Below are 16,439 nucleotides of genomic sequence, written 5' to 3' on the forward strand. Positions count from 1 at the left end.
ACGGATGCTCCGCGCCGGGCGTGCCGCCCCGGCCGGGGTCGGCCGCCGTCGGACCTGCGTAGCGTAGTATCCCGGTGTTCGAATCCCCCACAGCTTCAGGCGGCCGCAGGGCCGTCGCAGGAGGTCCCGTGACCGACGCCCCGCGGCCGCTCACCACCGCACAGCGACTCGAGGACCTGCGCGAGCGCGATGCCGCGGCGGTCTCCGCCGCGGACGATCTCGCCGTCCAGAAGCAGCATGCGCGGGGCAAGAAGACCGCCCGCGAGCGGATCGCGGACCTCCTGGACGACGGCTCGTTCGTGGAGACCGACCGCTTCGTGCGCCATCAGGCCAGCAGCTTCGGCATCGACGCCAAGCGCCCCGACGGCGACGGCATCGTCACCGGCTACGGCACCATCGACGGCCGCCAGGTGTGCGTGTACTCGCAGGACTTCACCGTCTTCGGTGGCTCGCTCGGCGAGGCCCACGGCCGCAAGATCCAGAAGATCCAGGACCTCGCCCTGCGCACGGGCGTGCCGATCATCGGGATCCTCGACGGAGGCGGCGCCCGCATCCAGGAGGGCGTCGCGTCGCTGGCGATGTTCGCCGGGATCTTCAAGCGCAACACCCGCGCCTCGGGCGTCATCCCGCAGATCTCCCTGATCATGGGTCCGGCCGCAGGCGGCGCCGTGTACTCCCCCGCGCTGACCGACATCATCGTGATGGTCGAGAAGACCTCCCACATGTTCATCACCGGCCCCGACGTCATCCGCACGGTCACCGGCGAGGACGTCGGCTTCGAGGAGCTCGGCGGGGCGCGCACACACTCCAGCCGATCCGGCGTGGCCCATTACATGGCGCCCGACGAGGCCGAGGCGATCGAGTACGTCAAGGACCTGCTCAGCTACCTGCCGGCCAACACCCTCACCACCGCCCCGGCCTTCCCGGTGCAGGTCGAGGAGAGCCCGAACGCCGCGGACGCAGCGCTCGACTCCCTCGTGCCGGACTCCCCCAACCAGCCCTACGACATGCTCACGGTACTGCGCACGGTGCTCGACGACGAGGAGTTCCTCGAGGTCCAGCCGCTGTTCGCGCGCAACGTGGTGGTGGGCTTCGGCCGCGTCGAGGGGCACAGCGTCGGCATCATCGCCAACCAGCCCTCGCACCTGGCCGGCACCCTCGACATCGACGCCTCCGAGAAGGCGGCCCGCTTCGTGCGCCTGTGCGACGCGAACAACATCCCGGTGCTGACCTTCGTGGACGTGCCCGGCTTCCTGCCCGGCACCGACCAGGAGTACGGCGGCATCATCCGTCGCGGCGCGAAGCTGCTGTACGCCTACGCCGAGGCGACGGTGCCGCTGATCACCGTGATCACCCGCAAGGCCTACGGCGGCGCCTACATCGTGATGGGCTCCAAGGAGCTCGGCGCGGACATCAACCTCGCCTGGCCCACCGCGCAGATCGCGGTGATGGGCTCCCAGGGCGCGGTGAACATCCTCCACCGCGGCGACCTGAAGCGGGTCGCCGAGGAGGGCGGCGACGTCGCCGCCGAGCGCCGGCGCTACGAGGCCGAGTACGAGGAGCAGTTCGCGACCCCGTACACCGCGGCCGAGCGCGGCTGGATCGACGGGGTCATCCGCCCGGCCGAGACCCGCGTCGAGATCACCCGGGCGCTGCGCGCGCTGCGCACCAAGCGCGACTCGCTGCCCACCAAGAAGCACGGGAACATCCCGCTGTGAGCGCCGGGACGAGGACCGCCTCGGGCACTGCCGAGGCCGTGCAGGGCGCCGGGGCGTCCGGCGGCGCCGCCGTCGCACCGTCCGACGTGCGCCTGGTCGCGGGCCGGCTCGCGCCCGACGAGCTCGCCGCGATCGCCGTGGTCGTCTCCGCGATGAGCGTCACCAGCCGGCTCGAGGCGGAGGAGCGCTCCCTGGCCGACGGCCTCGGCGGTGCGAGCGCCTGGAGCTCCCCGGTGCACACCCACGTCGGCGGCCACACCGAGCGGATGCGCCCCTCCAGCACCTGCTGGACCTTCACCGACCGCTGACCCGGCGACCCCGCCGGTCGGCCCGGAGCGCCGCCCTGCCGGGCCCGGTCCGGGAGGCCCGCCGCACGACCTAGACTGCGGCACATGTCCTCCCCGACCCCGGCCCGCACCCCCTCCGCCCTGGACGCCCTCGCGGACGGCTATGTCGACCGTCTCGCGGCGGCGGACCCCTTCCTCGCCACCGAGCTCGGCATCGCCGGGCACGACGGCGAGGTGACCGACTACTCCCCCGCCGCGGTCGCCGCACGGGAGGACCTCGCCCGCGAGCTGCTCGCCGCGATCGCCGAGGTGCCCGACGCCGATGACGTCGACGCCGTCACCCGCGCCGCCCTCTCCGAGCGGCTCGGCCTCGGCCTCGAGCGCGCAGAGCAGCGCCTGGACATCGCCGCCGTCAACAACCTCGCCTCGGTGCTGCAGTCCCGCGACGTGCTCGACCAGATGCCCACCGACACCGCCGACGACTGGGAGGTGCTCGCCGAGCGGATGGCCGGCTTCCCCCGTGCGCTCGGCAGCTGGGCCGAGTCCCTGCGCGAGGCCGCGGCCGCCGGCACCGTCTCGGCGCGCCGCCAGCTGCTGCTCGGTGCGGAGCAGGCGCGCGGCTACGCGGCCGACGGCGGCTTCTTCGACGCCTTCGCGGGCGAGGCCGTCGGCACCGAGGCGCAGAAGGCGCAGGTGCGCGCGTCGGCCGAACAGGCCCGCACCGCCTATCGCGAGATCGCGGGCGTGCTCGAGTCGCTGGTGCCGCAGGCGCCGGAGGCCGACGCGGTGGGCCGGGACGCCTACCAGCTCCACTCCCGCACCTTCCTCGGCACCGAGATCGACCTCGAGGAGACCTACGCCTGGGGCGTGGAGGAGCTGCGCGCGATCATCGCCGAGCAGGAGCAGGTCGCCGCGCGGCTGAACGAGCGCTACGCCACCGGCGGCGGCAGCTCCGTCGCCGCCGCGAGGCAGGCGCTCAGCGCCGACCCGGCCCGGCTGCTGCACGGCACCGACGCCCTGCAGGAGTGGATGCAGCAGCTCTCCGACTCCGCGATCCGCGACCTCGCCGGCACCCACTTCGACATCCCCGAGCCGCTGCACCGCCTCGAGTGCCGCATCGCCCGCACCGGCTCCGGCGGCATCTACTACACCGGCCCCAGCGAGGACCTCACCAGGCCCGGCCGCATGTGGTGGGACGTCCCGGCCGGGACCGAGGAGTTCCGCACCTGGGAGCAGACCACGACCGTCTACCACGAGGGCGTGCCCGGCCATCACCTGCAGGTGGGCATCCAGACCCTCCAGGCCGACACCCTGAACCGCTGGCGCGCGATGCTCTGCTGGGTCTCCGGGCACGGCGAGGGCTGGGCGCTGTACGCCGAGCGGCTGATGGAGCAGCTGGGCTACCTCGAGGACGACGGCGACCGGATGGGCATGCTGGACGCCCAGCGCCTGCGCGCCGGGCGCGTGGTGCTCGACATCGGCCTGCACCTGGGCCTTGCGATGCCGACCGGCCTGCCGGGCGCCGACGGCGGCGCCTGGGACGAGCGCACCGCCTGGGAGTTCATGACCGAAAACTGGGGCGTGGAGGAGGCCGAGCGCCGCTTCGAGCTGAACCGCTATCTGGGCTGGCCCGGCCAGGCCCCCTCCTACAAGCTCGGCCAGCGCACCTGGGAGCAGCTGCGCGAGCGCGCCACCGCGGCGGACTCCTCCCCCGCCGCGGTGCGGGACTTCCACCGCCGCGCGCTCGAGCTGGGCAGCCTGCCCCTGTCGGTGCTGGAGGGTGCGCTGTGAGCGCCGCCGCGCACGACCCGTCGGCCGGAGCGGCGAACGCTCCGAGCGCTGACCCGATGCTCGACCCGTCGGCCGGCGTGGAGGAGCACGAGCCGCTGCTCCTGCTCGCCTCCGCCTCCGCCGGACGCCGCGCGACCCTCGCCGCGGCCGGCATCGAGCACCGGACCCTGCCTGTCGACCTCGACGAGGACGGGATCCTCGCCGCGGCCCGCGAGGCCGCCGGCGACGCCCCGCTCGCCCCTGCCGAGGAGGTGCTGCTGCTGGCCCGTGAGAAGGCGCTCGCGGCGACCGCGCGCAGCGAGGGCGGCTACGTGGTGCTCGGCGGCGACTCCATGCTGGAGATCGACGGCGAGGTCGTCGGCAAGCCCCACGAGCCGGCACGGGCCGCGGAGCGCTGGCGCGCGATGCGGGGACGGACCGGGGTGCTGCACTCGGGCCACTGGATCGTCGACGACCGCGATCCGGAGGACGGCGGCACCGGGGCGACCTTCGGCGCGACCGCGTCCTGCGCCCTGACCTTCGCGGACCTCTCCGACGAGGAGATCGACGCCTATGTCGCCACCGGCGAGCCGCTCGGCGTCGCCGGCGGCTTCACGATCGACGGCCGCGGCGGCCCCTTCGTCGAGTCCGTCGAGGGGGACCCGCACGCGGTGGTGGGGCTCTCGTTGCCGCTGCTGCGCCGTCTGCTCGCCGACATCGGCCTGGGGATCCACGAGCTGTGGGCACCGGTCGACGACGGCTCCGCGGAGGGGTCCGCGCCGGAGGACGATCCCGCGCCCGTCCCCGACGTGCCCGACCGGTCACGGCCTGCCGCTCCCTGAGGGTCCGCGGTACTACACTCGACCTCTGCTGCACTCCCCGGAAGGAACCTCCGCCTCATGGCCCCTCGACCCGCCAAGCCCCGCCCCCTGTCCACGGTGCTCATCGCCAACCGTGGGGAGATCGCGGTGCGCGTCGCCCGGGCCTGCAAGGACGCCGGCCTCCGGTCGATCGCCGTGTACGCGGACCCGGACCGCGATGCGCTGCACACCGTGATCGCCGACGAGGCGTACGCGCTCGGCGGCAGCACTGCGGCGAGCTCGTACCTCGTCGTCGACAAGATCCTGGACATCGCCAAGCGCTCCGGCGCCGATGCGATCCACCCCGGCTACGGCTTCCTCTCCGAGCGCGCCGACTTCGCCCAGGCCGTGATCGACGCGGGCCTGACCTGGATCGGCCCGCCGCCCGAGGCGATCGAGAAGCTGGGCGACAAGGTCTCCGCCCGCCACATCGCCCAGAAGGCCGGGGCCCCGCTGGTCGCCGGCACCAAGGACCCGGTCAAGAACTCCGACGAGGTCGTCGACTTCGCCCGTGAGCACGGTCTGCCGATCGCGATCAAGGCGGCCTTCGGCGGCGGCGGGCGCGGCCTGAAGGTCGCCCGCGAGGAGTCCGAGGTGCGCGAGCTGTTCGACTCCGCGGTGCGCGAGGCCGTCGCCGCCTTCGGCCGCGGCGAGTGCTTCGTGGAGCAGTTCCTCGACTCGCCCCGCCACGTCGAGACCCAGTGCCTGGCCGACATGCACGGCAACGTGCAGGTCGTCTCCACCCGTGACTGCTCCCTGCAGCGCCGCCACCAGAAGCTCGTCGAGGAGGCGCCCGCGCCCTTCCTCACCTCCCAGCAGCGCGCCCAGCTGGTCTCCTCCTCCAAGGCGATCCTGCGCGAGGCCGGCTACGTCGGCGCCGGCACCTGCGAGTTCCTCGTCGGCAAGGACGGCACCATCTCCTTCCTTGAGGTCAACACCCGCCTCCAGGTCGAGCACCCCGTGACCGAGGAGGTCGCGGGCGTGGACCTGGTGCGCGAGCAGCTGCGCATCGCCGCCGGGGAGCGGGTCAGCGAGGAGGACCCCGTCACGCGCGGCCACTCCTTCGAGTTCCGCATCAACGGCGAGGACCCCGGCCGCGGCTTCATGCCCGCCCCGGGCCGCATCCAGCGCTACGACGTGCCCTCGGGCCCGGGCGTGCGGATCGAGTCGGGCGTGCGCGCCGGCGACGAGGTCTCCGGCGCCTTCGACTCGATGCTCGCCAAGCTCATCGTCACCGGTGCGACCCGGCAGGAGGCGATCGAGCGCTCCCGCCGCGCCCTGGCCGAGTTCCGCATCGACGGCATCCCCACCGTGCTGCCCTTCCACCGCGCGGTGATGGAGGACCCGGCCTTCACCCCGGAGGACGCCGAGGAGCCCTTCTCGGTGCACACCACCTGGATCGAGACCGAGTTCACCGGCGACCTGCCGGCCGCGCCGCTGCCGGCGCAGCCGGAGGAGCCCGAGGACCGCGAAGCCGTGGTCGTCGAGGTCGACGGGCGCCGCGTCGAGATCAGCCTGCCCGCCTCCCTGCGCGCCCCGCAGGCCGCGGTGCGCCAGCGCCGCAAGCGCCAGCACCGCGGTGCCGGCGAGGGCGCCGCGGGCGGCAACGGCGTGACCGCGCCGATGCAGGGCACGATCGTCAAGGTCGCCGTCGAGGAGGGCCAGACCGTCGCCGACGGCGATGTGCTGGTGGTGCTCGAGGCGATGAAGATGGAGCAGCCCATCACCGCCTCCCGCTCCGGCGTGGTCAAGGGCCTGAACGCCGAGATCGGCGCGACCGTCTCCGCCGGCGCGGTGCTCTGCTCGATCGAGGACTGACCCGGCTCGGGCGCCCCCAGCCCGCCCCCTGCACAATTCTGCGCTCTGTGCGTGACCTCAGCACCGTACAGGCGTCGAGGTCACGCACAGAGCGCTTTCGTGTGCGCGGCGCCCTGCCCTGGTGGGCTCAGGCGCTGCCGCCGGCGAGCACCTTCTGCCGCGCCACCTCGGCGAGTGAGCCGGTCAGCGAGGGATAGACGGTGGAGGTGCCCGCGAGCTGCTCCGCCGTCAGGCGGTGCGCGACGGCGAGCGTGTAGGGGAGGATCAGCTCGCTCGCCCGCGGCGCGACCACCACGGCGCCGAGCACCGTGTGGGAGTCGGGGCGCACCAGCAGCTTCACGAAGCCCTCGTCGATGCCCTGCATCTTCGCGCGCGGGTTCGTCTCCAGGCCCAGCATCAGCACCTCGGCCCGCACCTGGCCGGAGGCGACCTCCTGCTCGCTCACCCCGACCACCGCGATCTCAGGGCTGGTGAAGATCGCAGAGGAGACCTGCGCGGCGATCAGCGGGGAGACCGCCTCCCCGAGGGCGTGGTGCATCGCGATCCGGCCCTGCATCGCCGCGACCGAGGCGAGCGGGTACACGCCGGTGCAGTCGCCCGCGGCGTAGATGCCCCGCACGGAAGTGCGCGAGACCCGGTCGGTCTCGATGTGGCCGCTCTCGCGCACCCGCACCCCCGCGGTGAACAGTCCCAGATCCGAGGTCCAGGGGACCCCGCCCAGGGCCATCAGCGCGTGGCTGCCCTCGACCTCCTCTCCCGAGGTGAGTGTGACGACGACCCCGTCGGCCGTGCGCCGCGCCCCGGCGGCCCGGGAGCGGGAGCGGACGGTGACGCCGCGGCGTGCGAAGGCGTCCTCGAGCACGTCGGCGGCGTCGGCGTCGGTGCCCGGCAGCACCTTCTCGCGCGAGGAGACGAGGGTGACCTCGCTGCCGAGGGCGCGGTAGGCGCTGGCGAACTCGGCGCCGGTCACGCCCGAGCCGACCACGATCAGGTGCTCGGGGAGCTCCTGCAGCGAGTACAGCTGGGTCCAGTTCAGGATCCGCTCGCCGTCGAAGGGCGCTGCCTGGAGCTCCCGGGGGCGGGCGCCGACGGCCAGGAGGATCACGTCGGCCTCGAGCACACGGGTCTCCCCGTCCGTGCCGCTCACCTCGACCCGGTCGGGGCCGTCGAGGCGGCCGCGCCCGTCGAGCACCTCGACCCCGGCCGCGGCGAGGCTCTGGCGGATGTCGGCGGACTGGGCGTCGGCGAGTCGGCGCACGCGCGTGTTGACCGCGTCGAGGTCGACGTCGAGGGTCTCGGCGGTGGGGGCGGCGCCGTCGTCGGCGTCCCGGATCCCGAGCTCCCGGGAGCCGGCGACGAGGTCGAGCACCTCGGCGGTCGCGATGAGGGTCTTGGACGGCACCACGTCGGTGAGCACCGCCGCGCCGCCCACGCCGCGGTCCGCGACCAGGGTGGTGCGGGCACCCTGGCGGGCCGCCGTGAGCGCGGCCTCGTAGCCGCCGGGCCCTCCGCCGATGATCACCACCTGCACGTCGTCGGCGCAGCGGGGCACACGGCGGGGGTCGGCGGGGATGGCGGTGCTGGGATCGTCCACGCCGCCATCATCCCAAGGACCTGTGACGTCGGGGGCGGTTTCCGGGAGGCCGCCCGAGCGGGCTTCGCACCGCCCGCTCCCTGCGCTACCTTCGGTCCATGACTGCATCGAGCACTGATCCGTACCAGCTCGCCCGCGACGCCGCCGCCGCGATCGCCGAGGCCAGCTCCGTTCCCGCCCACGACCTCGCGCTGGTGCTCGGCTCGGGCTGGGCCGGGGCCGCGGACCTCCTCGGCGAGACCGTCTGGCAGGCCGACGCGACCTCCATCCCCGGCTTCCGCCCGCCGGCCGTCGCCGGCCATGTCGGCACGCTGCGCTCGATCCGCGTGGAGGGCACCGGCGCGCGGGCGCTCGTGCTCGGGGCCCGCACCCACTTCTACGAGGGCGCGGGCGTGGACGCGGTCGTGCACGGCGTGCGCACCGCCGCCGCGACGGGCGCGCGCACGATGGTGCTGACCAACGGCTGCGGCGGCATCGACCCGTCCTGGCGTCCGGGCACGCCGGTGCTGATCAGCGACCAGATCAACTTCACCGGTGCGACCCCGCTGGTGGGCGCGAACTTCGTGGACCTCACCGATCTGTACACCCCGGCGCTGCGCGCGATCGCGAAGGAGGTCGACCCCTCCCTCGACGAGGGCGTGTACATGCAGTTCTCCGGCCCCACCTACGAGACGCCGGCCGAGGTGCAGATGGCGAGGACCATCGGCGCGCACCTGGTCGGGATGTCCACCGCGCTCGAGGCGATCGCCGCCCGCGAGGCCGGCCTGGACGTGCTGGGCATCTCGCTGGTGACGAACCTCGCCGCGGGCATCTCCGGGGACGCGCTCAGCCACGAGGAGGTGCTCGAGGCGGGCCGGGAGGCCGGTCCGCGCATCTCGCGCCTGCTCGCCGAGACGGTGCGCCGGATCACCGCGGGAGCGGCCGACGGCGCGGGCGCCCCGGCCGGGGCCGACGGCGGCGCGGCATGAGCCCCGAGCCCGCTCCTGCCCCCGGCGACGCCGACGACGTGACGACCGCCGGCGAGGCGGGCGCCGCCGGTCCGGCCGGCGACGCCCCCGGCCCGGACGCCGAGCTGCGCGCCCGGGTCGCCGCCTGGATCGCCGACGACCCCGATCCCGTCACCCGGGCGGCGCTCGAGAACCTCCTGGAGCAGGCGGATGCCGACGATGCCGCGGCCGCCGAGGAGATCCGCGACGCCTTCTCCGGCGATCTGGAGTTCGGCACGGCCGGGCTGCGCGGCCGCATGGCCCCGGGCCCGCACCGGATGAACCTCGCCGTGGTCTCCCGCGCCGCGCGCGGCCTGGCCGACCACCTCACCGGCGACCTCGGCCTCGAGCAGCCGCTGGTGGTGATCGGATTCGACGCCCGCCACCGCTCCGAGGACTTCGCCCGCGCCTCCGCCGCGATCATGACGGCGGCCGGCTGCCGCGTGCATCTGCTGGAGCGGCACGGCCCGACCCCGCTGATCGCCTTCGCCGTCCGCCACCTCGGCGCCGACGCGGGGATCGTGGTCACCGCCTCCCACAACCCGCCGGCGGACAACGGCTACAAGGTCTACCTCGGCGGCCGCGCCTCCGCCCCCGACGGGCAGGGCGTGCAGATCGTGCCGCCCTCGGACGCGCAGATCGCCGACCGCATAGCCGCCGTCGGCCCCGCGCGGGAGATCCCCCGCGCCGAGGGCTGGGAGGTGCTCGGCGAGCAGCTGCGCGAGGACTATCTCGCCGCGATCTGCGCGCTGCCGGACCCGGAGGGGCCGCGGCAGGTGCGGATCGTGCACACCGCGATGCACGGGGTGGGCACCGAGACGGCGCTCGCGGCCCTGCACCGCACCGGCTTCGCCGAGGTGCACCCGGTCGCGAAGCAGGCCGATCCGGATCCCGACTTCCCCACCGTCGCCTTCCCGAACCCGGAGGAGCCCGGCGCGATCGACCTCGCCCTCGAGCTCGCCCGCACCCTCGAGGCCGACGTGGTCGTCGCCAACGACCCCGATGCGGACCGGTGCGCCGCCGCGGTGCTCGACCCGCACCTCGGCGACTGGCGGATGCTCACGGGCGACGAGCTCGGCGTGCTGCTGGGCGACCACCTGATCCGCCGCCACGGCTATGCGGGCACGATCGCGAACTCCGTCGTCTCCAGCCGCTGGCTGGGCCGGATCGCGCAGGCGGCGGGGCTCGAGGCCGCGACGACGCTGACGGGCTTCAAGTGGATCGCCCGCGCCCCGGGGATCGTCTTCGGCTACGAGGAGGCGATCGGCTACTGCGTGCTGCCCGAGGTGGTGCGCGACAAGGACGGCCTCTCCGCCGCGCTGATGGTCGCCGAGATGGCGGCGCTCGCCCGCGCCGAGGGCACCACGCTCGTCGGACGCCTGGACGAGCTCGCCCGGGAGCACGGCCTGTTCGCCACCTCGCAGCTCTCGCTACGGGTCACGGAGCTGTCCGAGCGCGACGTGATGATGGCGCGGCTGCGTGCGGAGGCTCCGGTCGCCCTCGCGGGCGCCGAGGTCACGACGGTGCAGGACCTCGCCGAGGGCTCCGCGGAGACCACCGGCCTGCCGGCGACCGACGGGGTGCTGCTCGCCACCGCCGACGACGCCCGCGTGATCGTGCGCCCCTCCGGCACGGAGCCCAAGCTCAAGTGCTACATCGAGGTGCGCGAGGATGTCCCCGCCGCAGCCGACGAGGCCGCGCTCGGCGCGGTGCGCCGCGCCGCCGCCGAGCACCTGGAGCGGATCACCGAGGACATGCGCACCGCGCTCACCGGCGCCTGAGCGGCGCGACCCGTCGGCGGACGGCACGAGGCCCGGCAGGGAGGATCCTCCCTGCCGGGCCTCGTGCGATGAGGGGTGTGGCGTCCCCGCGCGGGGACGACGCGATGCTCAGTAGCCGGAGCCGGTGCCGCCCTCGAGGATGGCCTTCGAGGAGGACAGGCCCAGCCGGCTCGCGCCCGCGGCGACCATGGCCTCGGCAGCCTCGCGGGTGCGGATCCCGCCCGAGGCCTTCACGCCCAGGCGGTCGCCGACGGTCTCGCGCATGAGCGTCACGGCGTGCTCGGAGGCGCCGCCGGCGGGGTGGAAGCCGGTGGAGGTCTTCACGAAGTCGGCGCCGGCGCGCTCGGCGGCCTGGCACACGGCGACGATCTGCTCGTCGTCCAGGGCGGCGGACTCGATGATGACCTTGAGCAGCACCGGGGCCTTCGCGACGTCGCGGACGGCGCGGATCTCGTGCTCCACCTGGTCGTACTGCCCGGCGCGGGCGAGGCCGACGTTGATCACCATGTCGATCTCGTCGGCGCCCTTGTCCACGGACTCGCGCGCCTCGAAGGCCTTCACCTCGGCGCTGTGCTGGCCGGAGGGGAAGCCGCAGACGGTCGCGACCTTCACGGAGGTCTCGACCGGGAGCATCGAGGGCGAGACGCAGATCGACCAGGTGCCGAGGGCCTCGGCCTCGCGGGCGAGCGCGTCGACGTCGGCGCGGGCGGCCTCGGGCTTGAGCAGGGTGTGGTCGATGAGCTGGGCGAGCTGAGCGTTCTCGAGTGCGGTCATGTCCGGAATCCTCCCACGAGCGCGCTCGTGTTCGACACCTCGCCACCACCTATCCACCTATCTGATAGGTTGCCCGGCATCCGGCGCGACGCGGCTCCTCCGCTCCTCGCGCCCAGACCGTGTGAAGGAGAACCCGTCGATGACGACGTCCCCCAGCTCGACGCCGAGCGGATCCCCCGCCTCCCCCGAGCCGAACCCCGACCTCCCCACCCGCACCGTGCTCGCCAAGGGCGTGGACCCCTACGTGGTCGACGGCTCCCAGATCGCCGATCCGCCCACCACCCTGCGCGGCCGGCTGAAGTTCCTCGGCCCCGGCATGATCACCTCCGCCGCCGTCGTCGGCTCCGGCGAGCTGCTGACCGCGACCGCCCTCGGCGCCACCGTCGGCTTCATGCTGCTGTGGCTGGTGCTGGTCTCCACCTTCCTGAAGGTGTGGGTCCAGATCGAGCTGGCCCGCTGGTCCATCTCCACCGGCCGCACCGCGGTCGACGGCTACGACGACGTGCCCCCGCGGCTGGGCAGGCGCGGCTGGATCTCCTGGCTGCAGCTGCTGATGATCCTGCAGTTCTTCATCGGGCAGGCCGGCGTGATCAGCGCCTCCGCCTTCGCCTTCTCGAGCCTGATGCCGATCGGCGGCGAGCCCTACTCGCTGCTGTCCATCGGCGTCTGGGTCGCGCTGCTGGTGATCGTCGCGATCGCCATCCACTCGCTGAACCGCTACGCCGTGGTCGAACGGATCTCCACCGTGCTGGTGCTGCTGGTGACGCTCTTCGCGATCGTGATGGTGTTCCTCCTGCAGGGCACCGAGTTCGCGTGGAGCGCCGGCGACCTCGCCGGCGGCATGCGCTTCCAGCTCGCGGCCGGGGCGATCGGCGTCGCGATCGCGATGTTCGGCATGACCGGCGTCGGCGCGGGCGAGACCACCGCCTACACCTACTGGGTCGTCGAGAAGGGCTACGCCGCCTGGACCGGCCCCAACGACGGCTCCGAGGGCTGGGTCTCCCGGGCCAGGGGCTGGATCTCCGTGATGAAGGTCGACGCGTGGGTCTCGTGGGTCATCTACACCGCCTCCACCGCCGCGTTCTTTATCCTCGGCGCCGCCGTGCTGCACCCGCAGGGCCTGGTGCCCGAGGGCAACGAGGTGATGGTGACCATCTCCTCGATCTTCGACTCCGCCGTGGGCACCTGGGGCGGCGTGCTCTTCCTCATCGGCGCGGGGCTCGCGCTGTTCAAGACGATCCTGGCCAATGTCCCCAGCCTCAGCCGCATCTCCGGCCAGACCCTCGCCGTCTTCGGCGCGTACGACTGGAACGACCAGGTCGCGCGCGACCGCTGGCAGCGCGTCATCATGATCGTCCTGCCGATCGGCTGGGGCCTGCTGGGCACGATCGCCTCCTCCCCGCTGCTGCTGGTGATCATCGCCGGCATCCTCAACGCCGTGTACCTCATCGGCGCGGCGATCGCGACGGTGTTCCTGGCCCGCACGCAGACCGACCCGCGGATCCGCGACGGCCGCCCCACCGAGATCATGCTGTGGATCTCCGCCGCGGCGATCATCGCCGTGGGAGTGATCGGGCTCGTCAATGCCTTCTGAGCAGACCATGTCCTCTGAGCAGGCCCCGCCTTCCGAGCAGACCCGCGCCGCGGGCCTCGGCGACACCGCCTGGCGCTACCTCACCTCGCCCGTCGACCCGTCGGACCAGGCGCTGAGCCGCGAGACCCTCGTGGGCCGGGCGCGGCAGGCCGTGCTCGACCTGATCGACGACGAGGGCCTGGACGCCGGGGACCCGCTCCCCTCGGCCGGGGCGCTCGCGGAACGCTTCGCGGTCTCCAAGGCCGTGGTGCGCGAGGCGCTGAGCGCCCTGGACGCGCTCGGGATCGTGGAGATCTCCAACGGCCGCGCCGCCCGGGTGCGCCCGACCGACAGCTCGCTGGTGCGCTTCTCGCTCTCGCGCACGATCCGCACCGCCCCCGGCGAGGGCTTCGCCACCCTCATGGATCTGCGCTCCCCGCTGGAGGTGCGCGCCGCCGCCCTCGCCGCCCGCCGGATCGGCGCGGCGGGCCCGTCGGCCGACGGGGCGGGCGCGCTGCGCCGGCTGCTGGAGGAGATGGGCGAGGCGCTCGGCGACTCCGAGGCCTACCCCCGCCTGGACATGCGACTGCACGCCGAGATCGCCCGTCTCGCCGACAGCCCCGCCCTGCACGGCGTGCTCGACGCGGTCAGCGCCCCGCTGTTCCGCGCAATGCGCGAGCTGCGCGTGACCCGCGAGGCGCGCGGGCTCGTCGGCGCCGAGCACGCCGAGCACGTCCGCATCGTCGAGGCGATCCTCGCCGGCGACGAGGAGGCGGCGAGCGCCGTCATGGCGGAGCACATGCGCGCCGTCGAGGCCGTGGACCGCTCCCCCGCCGCCCAGGGATCCTCGCCGGGCCCGGCCTGACCGGACGCGACGAGTCACCCGCCCCTCCCCCTCCGACCCCGTCACCCCCGGACGCCCACGGCGAGTGCCGCCGCGAGCGTCCGCATCGAAAGGACTGACCATGCGCTCTCTCGAGATCCATGCCCCCGGCGACCTCCGCCTCGTCGAGAAGGAGCCGACCGCCCCGGGCCCCGGCCAGGTGCGCCTCGCCGTCGAGTACGGCGGCATCTGCGGCTCCGATCTCGGCTACTGGAGGACCGGCGTCTCCGGCACCGCGGTGATGAAGCGTCCCTTCGTGCTGGGCCACGAGATCTCCGGCCGCATCGAGGAGCTCGGCGAGGGCGTCACCGGCCTCGCTGTCGGCCAGGGCGTCACCGTGCACCCCGCCCGCACCCACTCCCCGCTGCCGGCGGAGCTGGTGCGCCGGGAGAACCTCCACCCGGACCTGACCTACCTCGGCTCCGCCGCGCAGGACCCGCACACCGACGGCGCCTTCGCCCAGTCTCTCACCGTGGACGCGGACCAGATCGTGCCGCTGCCGGAGGGGCTGTCGACCCGCCGCGCCGTGCTCGCCGAGCCGCTGGGCGTGGCGATGCACGCCGTGGCCCGCGCCGGAGAGCTCACCGGCAAGCACGTGCTGGTCAGCGGCTGCGGTCCCGTGGGTCTGCTGGTCGTGCTCGCGGCCCGCGCCGCGGGCGCCGCGCACATCACCGCCGTCGACCTCGCCGAGGCCGCCCGCGAGCGCGCCCTCGCGCTCGGGGCCGACGAGGCGCTGGAGTCCACCGACGGCATGGACCAGGCGATCTCCGTGGCCTTCGAGGCCTCCGGCGCGCCCGCCTCCCTCGACGGGATCCTGCGCAGCATCGCCCGTGCCGCGATCGTGGTGCAGGTCGGGAACCTGCCCCCGACCCCGGTCAGCGTGACCCTCGGCCCGGTGGTCTCCAAGGAGCTCGAGTACCGCGGCACCTACCGGTTCGTCGCCGAGATCGAGCAGGCGGTCCAGCTGCTCGCGCGCACCGAGGTCGCCGAGCAGGTGATCAGCGACGAGTTCGCGCTCGAGGACGCGCAGGCCGCCTTCGAGGCCGCCGCCGGCCGCGGCTCGAGCAAGGTCGTGCTCACCTTCGCCTGACGGCCGCGCCGCGCCGTCCGCGGGCCCGTCGACACCTCGTCGGCGGGCCCGCGGCGCTCGAGCGGCCGTAGAATCGTCCTCCATGACCGGCCCTTCCGCGCTCCCCCGTCCCCCGCGCCGCATCGTCATCGTCGCCGGCCCCTCGGGGAGCGGCAAGGGCGTGATGTCCCACCGCGCGGGCCTGCCCACGGTGCCGCTGGACGAGTTCTACCGCGACCACGACGATCCCTCCCTCCCCCACCGCTTCGGAATCGTGGACTGGGACGATCCGGCCTCCTGGAACGCGGGGGCCGCGCTCGAGGCGCTCGTCGCCCTCGCCCATGACGGGGTCGCCGAGGTGCCCGTCTACTCGATCCCGCTCTCCCGCCGCACCGGCACCGCGACGCTGCGCGCCGAGGACGCCGAGCTGCTGATCGCCGAGGGGATCTTCGCCGCGCAGCTCATCGCGCCGCTGCGGGAGCTGGGGCTGCTGGCCGACGCGATCGTGCTGCAGCGCCCCACCCCGGTGGTGTTCGCGCTGCGACTGGCCCGGGACCTGCGCGAGGGCCGCAAGCCGCCGCTGACGCTGCTGCGGCGGGGCTGGGGGCTGGCCCGTGACCAGCGCGGGGACCTCGAGCGCTGGAAGGCGGCCGGGATGCGCCCGGTGGGCCTGCACGAGGGCACGCGCCTGCTGCGACGCCTCACCGCCCTCGCCGCGGCCGAGCGGCACCACCGACCGGCCGCGGACGGCGCCGGGACGGTCCTCGAGATCACCGCGGTCGCCTTCCTGCGCGAGGGCGAGGACGGGGCCGAGCTGCTCGCGGTGCGCAAGCGCGGCACCGGCTCCTACATGCAGGTGGGCGGCAAGCTCGAGCCGGGCGAGTCGGCGCTCGAGGCGGCGGTGCGCGAGGTGGAGGAGGAGCTCGGCGTGCGGCTCGATCCGGCAGGTCTCTCCCCGCTCGGCGACTTCGAGGCCGTCGCCGCCAACGAGCCGAGCACGCGCGTGCGCTCGACCGTCTTCGTCTGCCGGCAGTCCCTCCCGGAGCCGCTCGAGGTGCGGGCCGAGCTCGCCGACCACCGCTGGTTCCCGCTGTCCGGGACCCCGGCGGGCGTGCGGCTCGCCCCGCTCATGACCGAGCACATCCTCCCGGCGCTGCAGGCCGGCGCCGCTCGATCCTGAGCTCCCCGGGCTCGCAGGCCGCCCCCGCGTCCCGCCCTCCGCTCCCACGTCACGGCACAGCACGCACGCGACACGCCCCGCGGGGCGCCGAGATCACTGATTCCATGGGTTCCTGCCGGATTGCGGTGCTCTCGACGCACGCTCCA

The 16,439-nt window shown here is 74.2% G+C and carries 13 protein-coding genes; 11 read left to right on the forward strand and 2 right to left on the reverse strand.

Going from position 1 to position 16,439, the window contains the following annotated elements; genetic code table 11:
* Positions 1-128: 128 nt before the first annotated feature.
* From DEU31_RS15765 to DEU31_RS15785, 5 genes are all read left to right on the forward strand, one after another.
* Positions 129-1,718 carry an acyl-CoA carboxylase subunit beta gene (locus DEU31_RS15765; RefSeq protein ID WP_010549839.1) on the forward strand — a complete coding sequence of 530 codons (1,590 nt, stop codon included), beginning with the start codon at positions 129-131 and terminating at the stop codon, positions 1,716-1,718.
* Positions 1,715-2,026 carry a hypothetical protein gene (locus DEU31_RS15770; protein WP_133677822.1) on the forward strand — a complete coding sequence of 104 codons (312 nt, stop codon included), beginning with the start codon at positions 1,715-1,717 and terminating at the stop codon, positions 2,024-2,026. The genes DEU31_RS15765 and DEU31_RS15770 overlap by 4 nt, the downstream gene beginning before the upstream one ends.
* Before the next feature lie 84 nt (positions 2,027-2,110).
* A complete protein-coding gene (locus tag DEU31_RS15775; RefSeq protein WP_133677823.1) occupies positions 2,111-3,796 on the forward strand; it encodes a DUF885 domain-containing protein in 1,686 nt (561 codons plus the stop codon).
* Between the two features lie 56 nt (positions 3,797-3,852).
* Positions 3,853-4,617, forward strand: a complete 765-nt coding sequence (locus DEU31_RS15780) for a Maf family protein (RefSeq protein WP_133677856.1) — start codon at positions 3,853-3,855, stop codon at positions 4,615-4,617.
* 57 nt (positions 4,618-4,674) lie between these two features.
* Complete coding sequence (locus DEU31_RS15785; protein ID WP_133677824.1) at positions 4,675-6,453, forward strand: biotin carboxylase N-terminal domain-containing protein; 1,779 nt, start codon at positions 4,675-4,677, stop codon at positions 6,451-6,453.
* A gap of 127 nt (positions 6,454-6,580) precedes the next feature.
* Here DEU31_RS15785 and DEU31_RS15790 read toward each other — a convergent pair whose 3' ends face one another.
* Positions 6,581-8,047, reverse strand: a complete 1,467-nt coding sequence (locus DEU31_RS15790) for an NAD(P)H-quinone dehydrogenase (RefSeq protein ID WP_166649545.1) — start codon at positions 8,045-8,047, stop codon at positions 6,581-6,583.
* A 98-nt stretch (positions 8,048-8,145) separates the two neighbouring features.
* Between DEU31_RS15790 and DEU31_RS15795 the strand changes: the two genes are divergently transcribed.
* On the forward strand, positions 8,146-9,015 hold the full coding sequence (locus tag DEU31_RS15795) for a purine-nucleoside phosphorylase (RefSeq protein WP_133677825.1): 870 nt from the start codon (positions 8,146-8,148) through the stop codon (positions 9,013-9,015).
* Entirely contained in the window at positions 9,012-10,814 is a 1,803-nt protein-coding gene (locus tag DEU31_RS15800) for a phospho-sugar mutase (protein WP_243733864.1), read from the forward strand. Before DEU31_RS15795 ends, DEU31_RS15800 begins: the two co-directional genes overlap by 4 nt.
* Positions 10,815-10,922: 108 nt before the next feature.
* Here the strand turns inward: DEU31_RS15800 and deoC are convergent, their stop codons facing one another.
* Complete coding sequence (gene deoC / locus DEU31_RS15805) at positions 10,923-11,588, reverse strand: deoxyribose-phosphate aldolase (protein ID WP_126988264.1); 666 nt, start codon at positions 11,586-11,588, stop codon at positions 10,923-10,925.
* A 139-nt stretch (positions 11,589-11,727) separates the two neighbouring features.
* Between deoC and DEU31_RS15810 the strand changes: the two genes are divergently transcribed.
* The 4 genes from DEU31_RS15810 (at position 11,728) to DEU31_RS15825 (ending at position 16,293) form a co-directional block, all read left to right on the forward strand.
* The gene (locus DEU31_RS15810; protein WP_133677826.1) at positions 11,728-13,182 is read left to right on the forward strand and encodes an Nramp family divalent metal transporter; all 1,455 of its coding nucleotides are present in this window, start codon (positions 11,728-11,730) and stop codon (positions 13,180-13,182) included.
* A 7-nt stretch (positions 13,183-13,189) separates the two neighbouring features.
* Positions 13,190-14,026: an FCD domain-containing protein gene (locus DEU31_RS15815; RefSeq protein ID WP_166649546.1), complete on the forward strand. Its 837-nt coding sequence runs from the start codon at positions 13,190-13,192 to the stop codon at positions 14,024-14,026.
* 100 nt (positions 14,027-14,126) lie between these two features.
* Positions 14,127-15,134: an alcohol dehydrogenase catalytic domain-containing protein gene (locus DEU31_RS15820; protein ID WP_133677828.1), complete on the forward strand. Its 1,008-nt coding sequence runs from the start codon at positions 14,127-14,129 to the stop codon at positions 15,132-15,134.
* Between the two features lie 82 nt (positions 15,135-15,216).
* Complete coding sequence (locus DEU31_RS15825; protein WP_133677829.1) at positions 15,217-16,293, forward strand: NUDIX domain-containing protein; 1,077 nt, start codon at positions 15,217-15,219, stop codon at positions 16,291-16,293.
* Positions 16,294-16,439 lie beyond the last annotated feature (146 nt).

The organism is Brachybacterium sp. AG952, from assembly GCF_004362645.1.
Lineage (GTDB): Bacteria > Actinomycetota > Actinomycetes > Actinomycetales > Dermabacteraceae > Brachybacterium > Brachybacterium conglomeratum.

Excerpts from the sequence above, each read along its gene's own strand:
- DEU31_RS15775 (WP_133677823.1), top strand. The coding sequence starts at position 2,111 with ATGTCCTCCCCGACCCCGGCCCGCACCCCCTCCGCCCTGGACGCCCTC.
- DEU31_RS15780 (WP_133677856.1), top strand. The coding sequence starts at position 3,853 with ATGCTCGACCCGTCGGCCGGCGTGGAGGAGCACGAGCCGCTGCTCCTG.
- DEU31_RS15785 (WP_133677824.1), top strand. The coding sequence starts at position 4,675 with ATGGCCCCTCGACCCGCCAAGCCCCGCCCCCTGTCCACGGTGCTCATC.
- DEU31_RS15795 (WP_133677825.1), top strand. The coding sequence starts at position 8,146 with ATGACTGCATCGAGCACTGATCCGTACCAGCTCGCCCGCGACGCCGCC.
- DEU31_RS15800 (WP_243733864.1), top strand. The coding sequence starts at position 9,012 with ATGAGCCCCGAGCCCGCTCCTGCCCCCGGCGACGCCGACGACGTGACG.
- deoC (WP_126988264.1), bottom strand. The coding sequence starts at position 11,588 with ATGACCGCACTCGAGAACGCTCAGCTCGCCCAGCTCATCGACCACACC.
- DEU31_RS15810 (WP_133677826.1), top strand. The coding sequence starts at position 11,728 with ATGACGACGTCCCCCAGCTCGACGCCGAGCGGATCCCCCGCCTCCCCC.
- DEU31_RS15815 (WP_166649546.1), top strand. The coding sequence starts at position 13,190 with ATGTCCTCTGAGCAGGCCCCGCCTTCCGAGCAGACCCGCGCCGCGGGC.
- DEU31_RS15820 (WP_133677828.1), top strand. The coding sequence starts at position 14,127 with ATGCGCTCTCTCGAGATCCATGCCCCCGGCGACCTCCGCCTCGTCGAG.
- DEU31_RS15825 (WP_133677829.1), top strand. The coding sequence starts at position 15,217 with ATGACCGGCCCTTCCGCGCTCCCCCGTCCCCCGCGCCGCATCGTCATC.